This is a genomic window from Rasiella sp. SM2506 (genome assembly GCF_050859505.1).
In the GTDB taxonomy this organism is placed as follows: Bacteria; Bacteroidota; Bacteroidia; order Flavobacteriales; family Flavobacteriaceae; genus Marinirhabdus.
Genome location: NZ_CP193934.1, coordinates 1,643,840 through 1,657,055, shown reverse-complemented (window position 1 = coordinate 1,657,055; position 13,216 = coordinate 1,643,840). Strand labels below are relative to the sequence as shown.

The following is a 13,216-nucleotide window of genomic DNA, read 5'->3' as shown; positions in this document are numbered from 1 at the left end:
TCAACCAGACATCTAAATTTCTATTTTAAAGATGTCTTACCGCCTCTTTAAACTGTCTGCCACGGTCTTCATAATTTTCGAATAAATCGAAGCTTGCGCAACACGGGCTCAATAACACGGTATCGTTTCTTTCAGCGACTTTGTAGGCTACTTTTACAGCTTCTTGCATGCCTGCTGTTTCTACTATAAGGTCTACAATGTTGCCAAATGCTCTTTTTATTTTTTCATTATCTACACCCAAACAGATAATGGCTTTTACTTTTTCATTAACCAAAGGCAACAATTCGGTATAATCATTTCCTTTATCTACTCCACCCACAATCCAAACCGTTGGTGTTTTTACACTGTCTAACGCATAAAATGTAGCATTCACATTTGTGGCTTTACTATCATTTATATACATCACGTTATTAATTTTCAGGACTTTTTCCAAGCGATGTTCTACGCCTTGGAAACCTTCTAAACTTTCGCGAATGGTCGCCTTCCTAATTTTAAGCAAGGTGGCTATGGTAGTAGCCGCCATTGCGTTTTTGGTATTGTGCTGTCCTTGTAAACCTAATTGTGCGATTGGCATAGTGTGTTGGGTGTTATCTATTGTTAGTATTATTTCTTTATTTTTTATGTATGCACCTTGTTTTACTTCATTTTGAAGTGAAAAAGGCAGTTTTTTTGCTTTTATCTCGTGGTTTTGAAGCCACTTATTTATTTCTGAATCATCAGCGTCATATATAAAATAATCATCTTCGGTTTGATTCTCTGTTATTCTGAATTTAGACGCGATATACTTTTCATATTTGTAATCATACCTGTCTAGATGGTCTGGGCTCAGGTTCGTCAACACGGCAATGTGCGGTGCAAAGGTTTCAATCCCGTCTAGTTGAAAACTGCTTAATTCCAAAACAAAATTTTCATATTTCTCTTCTGAAACTTGCTCGGCGAAACTCTTTCCTATATTTCCTCCCAATGCTACGTTTAACTCATCTTTCAGCAAGGCATATGTCAAGCTCGCTGTGGTGGTTTTTCCATTACTCCCAGTAATTCCTATGAGGGTCGCTTTAGTAAACTGTGCCGCAAATTCAATTTCTGAAATCACTTTCACTCCATTATCGGTAAGCTTTTGCACAATAGGTGCGTTATCTGGAATGCCCGGACTTTTCATTACCACATCGGCATCTAAGATCTTAGCTTCGGTATGACCGCCTTCTTCCCAGTCTAATTCATTATGTATAAGAACTTTTTTATATTTCTCTTTTATACTTCCGAAGTCTGAAACAAAGACTTCGAATCCTTTTTGCTTGCCAAGAATTGCCGTTCCTACGCCGCTTTCTCCGCCTCCTAATATGACAAGTCTTTGTTTTTTCATTATAAATTTTCACCCCTTTGTCCCACTCCGAAACCTAGTGCGCTACGCTTCTACGTTTCGACGCTCCCTGAGGGAGAGTTATTCTTTCTAATCAATTAAAATTTGCCTTACCACCATTTTTTTCTCCTCCCCTCTGGGAGGCTGGGTGGGGACTACCTTATTTTTAATGTCACAATCGTTAAAATCGCCAGGAAAATCCCGACAATCCAAAATCTGGTTACTATTTTACTTTCGTGAAATCCTTTTACCTGGTAATGGTGGTGTAATGGCGACATTCTGAAAATTCTTCGGCCTTCTCCATATTTCTTTCGGGTGTATTTAAACCAGCCCACTTGCATGATTACGGAGATATTTTCCATTAAGAAAATTCCGCAGAGCAATGGAATGAGTAATTCTTTTCTAATAATAATGGCGATTACGGCGATAATTCCGCCTATGGTTAAGCTTCCCGTATCGCCCATAAATACTTGTGCGGGGTAAGCGTTGTACCATAAAAAACCAATGAGCGCTCCCACAAATGCCATAATAAAAATGGTCACCTCGCCGGTATTAGGGATAAACATTACATTTAAGTAATCACTAAAGACTGCGTTCCCCGAAACCCATGCAAACAGCGCCAGCGTGACCGCAACAATAGCTGAGCTACCTGCTGCAAGGCCATCTATTCCATCGGTAAGATTGGCGCCATTGGAAACTGCGGTGATGATAATAATTACGATAGGAATAAATACAAGCCACACATAATCCTTTGCATTTTCGCCCATCCAGCCTACTAACGTTTCGTAATTAAATTCGTTTTCCTTTACAAATGGGATCGTGGTTTGTAAGGAATTTTCGGCGTTGTAAAATTCCTTTGGTGAGTTTTGTGTGATTTCTTCTTGCGAATTAACCGGGTTTACTTTTTCTCTTTTTATGGTCACATCTGGGTGAAAAAACATCACCGCGCCCACAAAAATTCCTAAACCGACTTGCCCAATAATCTTGAATTTCCCTGGAAGCCCAGCCTTGTCTTTTTTAAACTTTTTTAAATAATCATCCAAAAAGCCAATTGCCCCCATCCAAAGTGTGGTGACTATGAGCATGATCACATAAATATTCTCCAGTTTTGCGAACAACAATACAGGTACAAGCGTTGCTAAAATAATAATCAACCCTCCCATGGTTGGCGTACCAGCTTTTTCATTTTGACCTTCCAATCCCAGATCGCGAATCTGCTCCCCCATTTGCATGCGTTGTAAAATGCGAATGATCTTTTTTCCGAACAATGTTGCGATTATCAACGAGAAAATAATTGCCAAAGCCGCGCGAAACGTGATAAATCCAAAGAGGCTCGCCCCAGGCATCTGGTAGTTCTTTTCTAAAAATTCGAATAAGTAGTACAGCATCTTATTTATTTAGGGCGGTTAATAGCTCATTCACTAGTTTGAAATCATCGAAATCGGTTCGTTTTCCATTTACTTCTTGATAGGTTTCGTGACCTTTCCCAGCAATTAGGATAATATCATTGGCTTCGGCTAACTGGCAGGCAGTTTTTATGGCTTGTTTTCTATCGGTAATGGATAAGGTTTTTTTATAATTTTCTGGCGAAACGCCTTTTTCCATGGCTTGGATAATGGCATCCGGATCTTCAGTACGCGGATTATCACTCGTAAAAATGGCCTTAGTGCTCAATTGGCTTGCGATGTGCGCCATTTTTGGGCGCTTGGTGGTATCCCTGTCACCTCCGCAGCCTACCACAGTAATTAATTGTTCGTTACCCGTGCGGATTGCGTTTATGGTTTCCAATACATTTTTTAAAGCGTCTGGCGTGTGAGCATAATCTACAATGGCAGTTACTTTTTTTGTTGATGAAATGGTAAACTGAAATCTCCCATCAACACTTTCCAAGGTGCTCAATAACCGAAGTGTTTCCATTTGCTCTAACCCTAACAATTCGGCTGTTGCGTAAATGGCTAATAGGTTATAGGCGTTAAAATTTCCTATGAGTTTAGCCCACAATTCGTTGTTATTAATTTTCAGCAACAAGCCTGAAAACTGATTTTCGAGAATCTGTGCTTTATAATCTGCGTAGCTTTTTAAAGCATAAGTATATTTTTTTGCTGAAGTGTTTTGCAGCATTACCGCTCCGTTTTTATCATCTCCATTTACCAAAGCAAAAGCAGTCTTCGGAAGCTGATCGAAAAACATCTTTTTTACATCTCTATATTCTTTGAAATCTTTATGATAATCCAGATGATCATGGCTTAAATTGGTGAAAATTCCACCTGTAAAATGCAAGCCTTCGGTACGCTTTTGATGTATCCCGTGGCTACTCACTTCCATAAAACAGAACTCCACTCCGGCATCTACCATTTCAGCTAAATATTTATTAATGGTAATGCTATCTGGCGTGGTGTGGGTAGCTTTGTATTCGGTTTTTCCCACTTTAATTTTTACGGTAGAAAGTAAGCCACAATCAAAACCAGCATCTGTAAAAAGAGTATATAAAAGCGTTGAAATGGTAGTTTTTCCGTTGGTTCCGGTAATACCAATCAATTTCAAACTTTCTGAAGGATTGCTATAAAAATTAGCCGCCATTACAGCCATTGCCTGTTTGCTATCTGCTACCTGAACATAGGTAACCCCATGGATTAACTGGTCTGGCATTGCCTCGCAAATCACAGCAAGAGCACCTTGGTCTACCGCTTTTTTTATATAGTCATGACCATCGCTTAATGTACCTCTTATCGCTATAAAAACATCATCCAGCCCAATAGAACGGCTATCAAAATAAAGGTCGCGAATAGCCACACCCGTATTGCCCACCACCTTTTCGAGGGTTACTTTATAGAGTATGTCGCGTAGTATAATCACGATAGCGTTAGTATGATGGTTTGTCCTTTTTTTATTGGTTCTCCAGAGGCAATAGATTGTGCCGTTACAGATCCATTCCCTTCAATCGTTACTTTTAGACCCATATTTTCCAGCAATGAAACGGCATCCATTCCTGCCATTCCTTTTAGGTTGGGTACTTTTTTGTAATGTTTTTGTGCGTTTCCGTAATAATTTTCAAAATCTTTTTGAAAAATTATATCTACCGCATCTACATTAGTCACCTGTGCTTTTAAAGGGGAATCTGTAAAAATCTTCTGAGCAATTCTTTTAAAAACAGGACCTGTTACATCGGCTCCGTAATAGCCTTTTTTGGTGCTCGGTTTGTGAATTACTACGATGCAAGAATATTTTGGATTTTCTGCCGGAAAATAACCTGCAAAAGACGAAACATACTTCCGGTCTTTATTCCACTCTACGGCATTGGCATAGTCGGTTCTTGCAGTTCCTGTTTTACCCGCCATAGAGAAATTTTCGGAATAGAGACTCTTTCCTGTTCCACGTTTTACGATGTTCTTTAAAATTTCCTGAATCTTGTTTATAGTTGTTTTGGAAGCAATTTGCTCGTTTAACACAACCGTACCAAAGGTTTCCACTTTCTGGTTCCATGAGCGTATTTCTCTTATAAAATGTGGCTTTACCATCTTACCATCGTTAGCAATGGCATTATAAAATGTCAAGATTTGAAGCGGGGTCATTTTTAAATTGTATCCGTAAGACATAGACGGCAACGCATTGCGGCTCCAAAGCGCGTCTCCCTCTTCTGGAATTACAGGCATTCCTTCCCCTTTAATAGTTACGCCCACTTTTTTATCCAGCCCCCACGCTTTTACTTGATTGGTGAATTTTTTAGGATTGTCTTTGTAGGCATCGTTAATTAAAGTGGCAAAACCAATATTTGAAGAAACCTCCAATGCTTTGGCTGCTGAAATTTTCCCATACCCACCACGACGGCTGTCTGTAATACTTCTACCATACAACCTAACCTTACCTTCTTTGGTGTCCACTATGGTTGAAGTATCAATAACTTTATGCTCCAAAGCAACTGTCATAGCGACTGTTTTAAAAGTAGAACCAGGTTCGGCAGATTCCCAAATAGCATAATTATAACGCTCGTAGTAACCACCATCCTGACTTCTTCCCAGATTGGAAACCGCTTTTATTTCACCCGTTTTTACGTCCATTACGATAACACAACCGTGGTCTGCTTCATATTCTTCCAACTGTTTCAATAAGGCGTGGTGTGCAATATCTTGAATATTCACATTAATGGTAGAAACTACATCGTACCCATCTTGTGGCTCTACTTCATTCTCATCATACACAGGTTTCCACTGCCCTTTCGCAATTTTTTGCTTAAGACGCTTTCCATCTTTTCCACTCAACTTTTCGTTGAAAGCCCCCTCTAACCCTACAGCGTAATACCCAGGATTTTCACGGTCTTCATTCCCCACCAAACGTGCACCTATCTTTCCCATAGGATGCTCACGAACCGTTTTTTGAATTACAATAACACCTCCTTTGTAAGGTCCTTTTCGGAAAAGAGGCATCTTTTTTATTTTTATATAATCGGTATACCCTAAATTTTTAGCGATGAGCAAGTAGCGATTTTTATTGGCACGGGCTTTCCGAAGGAGATTTTGATAATAAGACGGAGACTTCCCAAACATGGCACCCAATTCTTTCGAAAGCGGCACTAAATTCTCTTTAAAATCTTCAGAAGAAACTGTCACAGCATCAAACCGAATATTATACTTAGGAACCGAACTGGCTAACAAACTACCATCGTCTGAATAGACATTCCCCCTGTTTGCGGGTATGGTAAAGTTTTGAGTGTTATTCTTTTTGGCGAGCTCGCGGTATTTATCACCTTCTACAAATTGAATATCGGCTAATTTAATAGCGATTAACAGCGCGAAGAGGAACATACCTCCAGCGATAAAATATAAGCGGTTCAATATGTTTTTTTCTGCTATGGCCACCGCGCTATTGTTGTTTTGTAATAATTATTTTTTGAGGAGGCGTTTCGCTGGGCTCTAGTCCGCGTGACGCCATCGCCTTTGTTATTTTGCTCTCCATCTTAATTTGTGTGACATGCTTACGCACGTCTAAGTATTCGCTCTTCAATTCTTTTACATCGTTATTAAGCTTGGCAATACGATGTACTTTTTTATCTGCCGTGTGGCTACTCCCAATCATAACCAAGGCAAGTACACTCAAAAAAATGATAAAGCGCCAGTTCTTGAACGCGTCGTCACTTACTAAGAATCTTCCTTTTAATAAATTGTAGAAGTTTTTTTTCATTTTAAATCCCTCACCAAGATTTTGTACTACGCCGTGGCGGTTTCAAAATCTCGACTCTCCCAGAGGGAGCGTAATTAATTCTTTATTTTCATTTTGGCCCCAGAGCATCAGATCTAAAGCTTTGTTTGATTCAAACAATACTTTACTCCTCCCCTTCGGGGAGGCTGGGTGGGGACTACAGTTTCTCCGCAATCCTCAACTTGGCACTTCTTGCTCTGTTATTTTGTTTTATTTCTTCGTCTGTTGGAATAATGAATTTGCCTATTGGTTTTAATGGCACTTCTACCCTTCCAAAAACATCTTTTACAGGCTCGCCTTCAAACAAACCGTTTTTCATGTAGCGTTTCACCAATCGATCTTCTAAGCTATGATAACTTATGAGACTTAATCTTCCGCCAGGTTTCAACACTTCAACGGTTTGCTCTAAAAATTCTTTTAGCGCATCCAATTCCTGATTCACTTCAATACGTATCGCCTGATAAATCTGAGCTAAAATCTTATTTTCTCTGTGCTTAGGAAGAAACCTCCCCAGCGCTTTCTTTAATTGATCGCTGGTTTTAATAGGTCCGTTTTTTCTGGCTTCTACAATTATGCGCGACATTCCTGCGGCGGCTCTTAGTTCGCCATACTGAAATAGAACACTTCGCAATTGAGCTTCGTCATAATTATTGACAACCTGATAGGCAGAAAACGAACTTTTCTGATTCATCCGCATGTCTAAATCTGCTTCAAAACGAGTTGAAAAACCTCGGTCCGCAACATCAAACTGATGTGAGGAAACACCAAAATCTCCTAAAATCCCATCCACTTGTTTGTAGCCGTGAAAACGTAAAAAGCGCTTGAGAAATCTGAAATTTTCATTCACCAATAAAAACCTCGGGTCGTCGATAGCATTCTCAAGCGCATCTATATCCTGGTCAAATGCAATAAGTGTCCCAGAACTATTAAGTCTACTTAGGATTTCTCGCGAGTGACCACCGCCGCCAAAAGTAACATCCACATAAACCCCATTGGGCCGGATGTTAAGTCCATCTACAGTTTCGGTCAAGAGGACCGGGTTATGATAATCCATCACTAGCATCTGCATCTCCCATCACTTCTTCCGCCAAGTCTGCAAAGTCGTTGGCAGCGTCGTCAATGGCTTGTTCGTATTTCGCTTTATCCCAAATTTCCACAATATTAATTGCAGAACTAATGGTTATTTCTTTTGTTATACCCGCAAAATCTGCAAGGTCTTTAGGAATGTTCAATCGCCCCGTCGCATCTAATTCCACCTGTTTCACCCCTGCCGTAAACCTCCTAATAAAGTCTACATTTTTTCGGTTAAATCTATTAAGAGCGTTCATTTTTACCATCAAGGCATTCCACTCTTCCATGGGATACAATTCCAGGCATGGCTGAAAAACAGCACGCTTTATAATGAAGCCTGAAGACGCGACAGATGCCAGCTGCTTTTTTAAAGCAGCCGGTACCATGACACGCCCCTTTACGTCAGCTTTACATTCATAAGTTCCTATCAAATTGACCATCAGGGTTTCCCAAATCTTAATTAACTGTTTCAAATATAAAAAGTATTTACCACTTTCTACCACTAAATACCACTTTGTTGATAAGTTTTACCACCTCAATAGCGCTATCCCTCTTTTCTGCTTGATACTGAATGGTTTTCAGCGCTGAAAGAAAAGTTTCCTTTCTGCCGAAAAGCGCTAGTATACCTGAATTGAACCAAAAAATATTTGTTCAGTTTAAGTTGAATAAAAAGTGTATTTTTGTTCTTAACAATTGCACCCCTGCATGACCGACCAACTAAAACAAGAAGGAAAATTCAGTTACTTAGAAATTGGCGAAGGCACCCCAATCATTATTCTACACGGGTTGATGGGAGGCTTAAGTAATTTTGACGGTGTAGCAAATTTCTTTCCGCCCAAAGGCTATAAAATCCTTATTCCCGAGCTTCCTATTTATAAAATGCCGGTACTCAAAACCAATGTGAAAAACTTCGCGAAGTATGTGAAGCAATTTATAGATCACAAACAGTTGAAGGACGTCATATTGCTTGGAAATTCCTTAGGGGGTCACATAGGCTTGTTATGCACTAAACTGTACCCGGAGTACATAAAGGCACTTGTAATTACAGGCAGTTCTGGCTTATACGAAAGCGCCATGGGCGAAAGCTATCCAAAGCGTGGCGACAGGGATTATATTCAGAAAAAAGCAGAAAATGTTTTTCATGATCCAAAAGTAGCCACTAAAGAAATTGTGGACGAAGTATACGCTACAGTAAACGACCGTCAAAAACTAATTCGTACCCTGGCGATTGCCAAAAGTGCGATACGTCATAACATGGGGAAAGACCTTCCCAAAATGAATACGCCCACTTGTATTATCTGGGGTAGAAACGATAATGTAACACCACCACAAGTAGCAGACGAATTTCACCAAAAACTGCCAGATAGCGACCTCTATTGGATAGAAAAATGTGGTCACGCGGCTATGATGGAACATCCTAACGAGTTTAACGAACTGTTGTTTGCCTGGCTGGAGAAAAGAGGTTTTTGATTGTAGATTTCAGATTGACGATTTTAGATTTTTGAATTAAACAGTATAAAAACAAAATTAGAAATAAAATGCAACTCCCATCAGCCTTCAGCATAACTTCAACTTTAGGCACTTTTAATTTTAGTAAACTTTAGGCATTTCAAAAGACACTTCCAAATGAAAATAAAATCGGCTGAATTTCTGATGAGTAATAGCGAGGTGGCAAAATGCCCAAAAGATCGCTTGCCCGAATACGCCTTTATTGGCCGCAGTAATGTGGGGAAATCTTCACTTATTAATATGTTGATGGAGCGTAAGAGTCTGGCAAAAACTTCAGGACGTCCTGGAAAGACACAGCTTATAAATCACTTTATTGTAAATAAAAACTGGTACTTAGTAGATTTACCCGGTTATGGGTATGCTAGAGTTTCAAAAAAAGCAAAGAAGACGTTCCAAAAATTTATTACCAACTATTTCGAAAAGCGCGAACAGCTTGTGCTTGCTTTTGTCTTAGTAGATTGCCGTCACGAGCCGCAACCTATCGACTTAGATTTTATGAATTATCTGGGCGAAAAACAAATTCCTTTTTCCATTGCTTTTACCAAAGCAGACAAACTAAAACCCAACGCTCTCCAACGCAATATTGAAGCCTACGAACAACGTATGCTACAAGATTGGGAAGAAATGCCACACTACTTTGTAACCTCAGCTAGCAACTATGATGGTAGGGATGATTTACTGGATTATATTGACAGGGTTAACGAGGAGCTAGGTGGGCAATTGCCAAAGACGTAATATTATGTATCCAATCTGGATTTAATTTCTTTTATCAATTCTGAAGTTGTTTCTTGTTTTTTCAACACTTCGGAGGTTATAAAAATTTCTAAACCATGTTTTTCTTCGGAAAGAATGATGGGGAAATTATATTTTGGGAGCCATTTACTTCGGTATTGCTTCAGGAATTCATCTTTGTGCAGAAAGACCATTTCAATTGCAGCCATTTCTCTAAAACGTTTCCATTCCTCTTTTTCAGAAAACACACCAAACGTGACATCGCAGAGATTACAATCATACGTTTTCGGACTTAGCACTTTGTGGGCGCTGTCCAAAAGCGAATTGATAGTTCCGCTATTCGCGTTATAGATGAAGATGAGTTTCACTACTTCTTCAACTCTAACTTTTCAGCAAAATAATCGGTGAAGTCTTTCATAGTTTCTGCCATCTTTTCGTCACCTGTGGCGCGTTTAAAAGTATCCGTCATCGCGACCAATGTTTGGTGAAAAAACACTTGCATTTGATCGAGCGGCATATCCTTTGTCCATAAATCAATACGCAAGGCTTCTTTTGCTTTATGATCCCAAACGGAAAGCAACACAGCTTTAGTTTCTTCGTTATTGATACCTCCATCGGGAGCAGTCCAATTGAGTTTTTCTGGCACTTTATTTTCATCCAGCGCTACCTTTATTTTTATTTCTGAAGTGTGATTTGCCATTAGTTCTTTGTGGGTTTATATTTTGAATTCTTAAAAATTTCGTCTGCACTTTTAATAAGCAATTGTGGAACTGTGACATCGTTGTTTTCCATAAACGCACGTACCATTTGCCATCCTAAGTATTGCCCTATCCTTCCAGGAGATTCATTATCTATCTCCAGGTAAAATTTTGAAAACGGCGCGTCTAATATAAAACGGGGAGCCAGTTTGGGATCTGTATTGTAAAGCAGTTCCTTTTCAATAAAATAACGCCACATATCTTCTTCATTATCATTGGCCCATTGCATTTCTGCGTCGGTATAGCCCATTTTTTCAGCATCTGAAATAGCTGGAAGTAATACATCTTTTAAGTACAATTGTTTTCCAAAATACACCATCTGCGCTAACAATGTGCGCTGTTTAGGTCCCGAAACTAATTGCTGCGCGTACGCCTTTACTACATCTGGCCCTATTTGCGAGGATTTTAAATTTATTGAAATATACTTCTTGATGTTTTCATAGAACTCGTGTTCTGAACCTAAATAGGTATCTAACGCTAACACTAATAAGGTGTCTGCTACAATAACTTTATGTTGATAATCAACATCGCTAGTAACTCCAACAACAGTAGGCTCTTTAAATTCTGGAAAATAATATTTTAAATGCCGAAACAAAGGCACCAATTGCGCTTCAATTTTTTCATTGTCTGGAAATACTTTATTAATTTCCTGAACCAATTGCTGCTGGATGGTATCTTGCATATTGCCAATCCAAATACTGTCATGAAATTGCTGCGGAAAAAAAACTGTATATTTCTTTTTTAAGGCGGAGAGTGTTTCAGGAGTTGCGCTTCCAAATTCTTGGTCCAGGCGCATGACCTTTACCTCCACCGGAATGGCTTCAATCTCTTTTTCAATCTTACTTGTTTCGTTACAAGAGACAAAAATTACTATCGATACAATTAGCAGTATATATTTCATATTGAAGATAATTAGCAACTGTTTAACGTTGCTCATTTCCATAAATTTTACTTTTGAGTTACATTTGTTTTGCAAAATTACCATTAATAACGCGTAAACCCTATCAAATGCAAACCGAAAAAGTAATAGACCACATTGTAAATTGGCTTAAAGAATATGCTACCAACGCTAAAATGGATGGATTTGTATTAGGGATTAGCGGTGGCATCGATAGCGCCCTCACTTCATCACTTTGCGCTAAAACTGGCTTGCGAGTATTATGTGTAGAAATGCCTATTCATCAAGATTCCAATCAAGTGACAAGAGGTCAGGAACATATTGCGCAACTTAAAAATAGGTTTGCAAATGTTTCAGATGTAAAAGTAGATCTCACTCCGGTTTTTGAGGGATTTAAAGCCGAAATACCTACTACCACAGACGATAGCTTTTTAGACTTAAGTCTTGCCAATACACGCGCCAGATTACGGATGACCACATTGTATTTTTTCGCAGGACTGCATCGATATCTCGTGGCAGGAACTGGCAATAAGGTGGAAGATTTTGGCGTAGGTTTTTTTACAAAATATGGTGACGGTGGCGTAGACTTAAGCCCTATTGCAGATCTTTTAAAAAGCGAAGTATATGAACTTGCACACGCCCTGGAGGTTCCTACCTCTATATTAAACGCAGCTCCAACCGATGGATTATTTGGTGATAGCCGCACAGACGAGGATCAAATAGGCGCCAGTTATGACGAATTGGAATGGGCAATGAAAATGATAGAAGACGGCAAACAAATAAACGATTTTGAAGGCCGAAAACGCACTGTTTTTGAAATCTACACACGCCTAAATCGCGCTAACCAGCATAAAATGAAGCCAATTCCTGTTTGCAACATTCCCATAACTCTTAAAAAATAGTAATTTCAACGAGTTTTCAGGGAGTTGAACGAAATTTATAATGTGCTTACTTTTTTATATATAGATTTGTTTTGTAGTATTTGTATTACAAAAACCTCACACTACCTCACAAATTAAAATTCCCCTTGTTAGGAGTGTCTTTATTTAAGACTCTATAATGAAGAAAATAATTATCGCAGACCATCACCCAATAACCAGAAAAGGAATTGCGTGTATGCTCAAAAAAAATGAAAACTTTACTATTGTTGGTAAAGCAAGTACAGGGGACGAACTTTACGAAAGTTTACAAAACAATACTCCAGATATTTTAATCATGGAGATAGATATACCCAACATTAGTGGTATTAATGCGCTCCGTAGTATTAAAACCGAATTTCCACAGGTACGCGTACTTATATATTCTTGTCATCCTGAAGAAATATACGCCTTACGTTCCATTAAATCTGGCGCTGCTGGATATGTTCCAAAAACAGCAAGCACCAAGACATTTATGGGTGCACTTAAAAAAATTGCTAAGGGCGGAATCTTTTTAAATGAAGAACTTACCTCAACCTTTACAAACCGAAATGTAGGTGAAAGTAGCGCGATAAGTCGCTACAAAAAACTTTCATCTCGTGAAATTGAAGTGCTAAACTTACTTTCTAGCGGAAAACGCAACAAAGACATCGCAAATGCACTGGATATTAACGAGAAGACCGTGAGTACCTACAAAACAAGATTATTGAAAAAACTGAAGGTAGATAATCTGGCAGATTTGATTCACCAATCAAGAATGTTTCAGTTTGGATAG

General features: G+C 39.0%; 14 protein-coding genes. 4 read left to right on the top strand and 10 right to left on the bottom strand.

Annotated features, from left to right (window positions below; genetic code table 11):
• Window positions 1-25 precede the first annotated feature (25 nt).
• The 7 genes from murD to mraZ all read right to left on the bottom strand — a co-directional run bounded on the left by murD (window position 26) and on the right by mraZ (window position 8,067).
• Complete coding sequence (murD, locus tag ACQ2HF_RS07430; RefSeq protein ID WP_432412893.1) at window positions 26-1,363, bottom strand: UDP-N-acetylmuramoyl-L-alanine--D-glutamate ligase; 1,338 nt, start codon at window positions 1,361-1,363, stop codon at window positions 26-28.
• A 152-nt stretch (window positions 1,364-1,515) separates the two neighbouring features.
• Window positions 1,516-2,748, bottom strand: coding sequence for a phospho-N-acetylmuramoyl-pentapeptide-transferase (gene mraY / locus ACQ2HF_RS07425; protein ID WP_432412892.1), 1,233 nt, complete (start codon window positions 2,746-2,748; stop codon window positions 1,516-1,518).
• 1 nt (window position 2,749) lies between these two features.
• Window positions 2,750-4,216: a UDP-N-acetylmuramoyl-L-alanyl-D-glutamate--2,6-diaminopimelate ligase gene (locus ACQ2HF_RS07420; protein ID WP_432412891.1), complete on the bottom strand. Its 1,467-nt coding sequence runs from the start codon at window positions 4,214-4,216 to the stop codon at window positions 2,750-2,752.
• Complete coding sequence (locus ACQ2HF_RS07415; RefSeq protein WP_432412890.1) at window positions 4,213-6,216, bottom strand: penicillin-binding protein; 2,004 nt, start codon at window positions 6,214-6,216, stop codon at window positions 4,213-4,215. The genes ACQ2HF_RS07420 and ACQ2HF_RS07415 overlap by 4 nt, the downstream gene beginning before the upstream one ends.
• Window positions 6,217-6,220: 4 nt before the next feature.
• The gene (locus tag ACQ2HF_RS07410; RefSeq protein WP_432412889.1) at window positions 6,221-6,538 is read right to left on the bottom strand and encodes an FtsL-like putative cell division protein; all 318 of its coding nucleotides are present in this window, start codon (window positions 6,536-6,538) and stop codon (window positions 6,221-6,223) included.
• A 175-nt stretch (window positions 6,539-6,713) separates the two neighbouring features.
• On the bottom strand, window positions 6,714-7,610 hold the full coding sequence (gene rsmH, locus ACQ2HF_RS07405) for a 16S rRNA (cytosine(1402)-N(4))-methyltransferase RsmH (RefSeq protein WP_432413067.1): 897 nt from the start codon (window positions 7,608-7,610) through the stop codon (window positions 6,714-6,716).
• Window positions 7,597-8,067, bottom strand: a complete 471-nt coding sequence (gene mraZ, locus ACQ2HF_RS07400) for a division/cell wall cluster transcriptional repressor MraZ (RefSeq protein ID WP_432413066.1) — start codon at window positions 8,065-8,067, stop codon at window positions 7,597-7,599. Before mraZ ends, rsmH begins: the two co-directional genes overlap by 14 nt.
• A gap of 265 nt (window positions 8,068-8,332) precedes the next feature.
• Between mraZ and ACQ2HF_RS07395 the strand changes: the two genes are divergently transcribed.
• Window positions 8,333-9,097, top strand: coding sequence for an alpha/beta fold hydrolase (locus tag ACQ2HF_RS07395; protein ID WP_432412888.1), 765 nt, complete (start codon window positions 8,333-8,335; stop codon window positions 9,095-9,097).
• Between the two features lie 156 nt (window positions 9,098-9,253).
• Window positions 9,254-9,871, top strand: a complete 618-nt coding sequence (gene yihA / locus ACQ2HF_RS07390; protein ID WP_432412887.1) for a ribosome biogenesis GTP-binding protein YihA/YsxC — start codon at window positions 9,254-9,256, stop codon at window positions 9,869-9,871.
• 2 nt (window positions 9,872-9,873) lie between these two features.
• Here yihA and ACQ2HF_RS07385 read toward each other — a convergent pair whose 3' ends face one another.
• From ACQ2HF_RS07385 to gldB, 3 genes are read right to left on the bottom strand one after another with little or no spacing between them, the layout of a single operon-like run.
• Window positions 9,874-10,236, bottom strand: a complete 363-nt coding sequence (locus tag ACQ2HF_RS07385; protein ID WP_432412886.1) for a GTPase — start codon at window positions 10,234-10,236, stop codon at window positions 9,874-9,876.
• Window positions 10,236-10,568, bottom strand: a complete 333-nt coding sequence (gene gldC, locus ACQ2HF_RS07380) for a gliding motility protein GldC (RefSeq protein WP_432412885.1) — start codon at window positions 10,566-10,568, stop codon at window positions 10,236-10,238. The genes ACQ2HF_RS07385 and gldC overlap by 1 nt, the downstream gene beginning before the upstream one ends.
• On the bottom strand, window positions 10,568-11,563 hold the full coding sequence (gene gldB, locus ACQ2HF_RS07375) for a gliding motility lipoprotein GldB (protein WP_432412884.1): 996 nt from the start codon (window positions 11,561-11,563) through the stop codon (window positions 10,568-10,570). Before gldB ends, gldC begins: the two co-directional genes overlap by 1 nt.
• 71 nt (window positions 11,564-11,634) lie before the next feature.
• Here gldB and nadE point away from each other — a divergent pair, with 71 nt between their 5' ends.
• Window positions 11,635-12,426, top strand: coding sequence for an NAD(+) synthase (gene nadE, locus ACQ2HF_RS07370; RefSeq protein ID WP_432412883.1), 792 nt, complete (start codon window positions 11,635-11,637; stop codon window positions 12,424-12,426).
• A 157-nt stretch (window positions 12,427-12,583) separates the two neighbouring features.
• Window positions 12,584-13,216 (top strand): response regulator, encoded by a 633-nt coding sequence (locus ACQ2HF_RS07365; protein WP_432412882.1) that lies wholly within the window; start codon window positions 12,584-12,586, stop codon window positions 13,214-13,216.

What these genes read in the sequence shown, in the direction of transcription:
- murD (WP_432412893.1), bottom strand. Translation starts at nt 1,363, where the DNA reads ATGAAAAAACAAAGACTTGTCATATTAGGAGGCGGAGAAAGCGGCGTA.
- ACQ2HF_RS07410 (WP_432412889.1), bottom strand. Translation starts at nt 6,538, where the DNA reads ATGAAAAAAAACTTCTACAATTTATTAAAAGGAAGATTCTTAGTAAGT.
- ACQ2HF_RS07395 (WP_432412888.1), top strand. Translation starts at nt 8,333, where the DNA reads ATGACCGACCAACTAAAACAAGAAGGAAAATTCAGTTACTTAGAAATT.
- gldB (WP_432412884.1), bottom strand. Translation starts at nt 11,563, where the DNA reads ATGAGCAACGTTAAACAGTTGCTAATTATCTTCAATATGAAATATATA.
- gldC (WP_432412885.1), bottom strand. Translation starts at nt 10,568, where the DNA reads ATGGCAAATCACACTTCAGAAATAAAAATAAAGGTAGCGCTGGATGAA.
- mraY (WP_432412892.1), bottom strand. Translation starts at nt 2,748, where the DNA reads ATGCTGTACTACTTATTCGAATTTTTAGAAAAGAACTACCAGATGCCT.
- nadE (WP_432412883.1), top strand. Translation starts at nt 11,635, where the DNA reads ATGCAAACCGAAAAAGTAATAGACCACATTGTAAATTGGCTTAAAGAA.
- rsmH (WP_432413067.1), bottom strand. Translation starts at nt 7,610, where the DNA reads ATGGATTATCATAACCCGGTCCTCTTGACCGAAACTGTAGATGGACTT.
- yihA (WP_432412887.1), top strand. Translation starts at nt 9,254, where the DNA reads ATGAAAATAAAATCGGCTGAATTTCTGATGAGTAATAGCGAGGTGGCA.
- mraZ (WP_432413066.1), bottom strand. Translation starts at nt 8,067, where the DNA reads ATGGTCAATTTGATAGGAACTTATGAATGTAAAGCTGACGTAAAGGGG.
- ACQ2HF_RS07365 (WP_432412882.1), top strand. Translation starts at nt 12,584, where the DNA reads ATGAAGAAAATAATTATCGCAGACCATCACCCAATAACCAGAAAAGGA.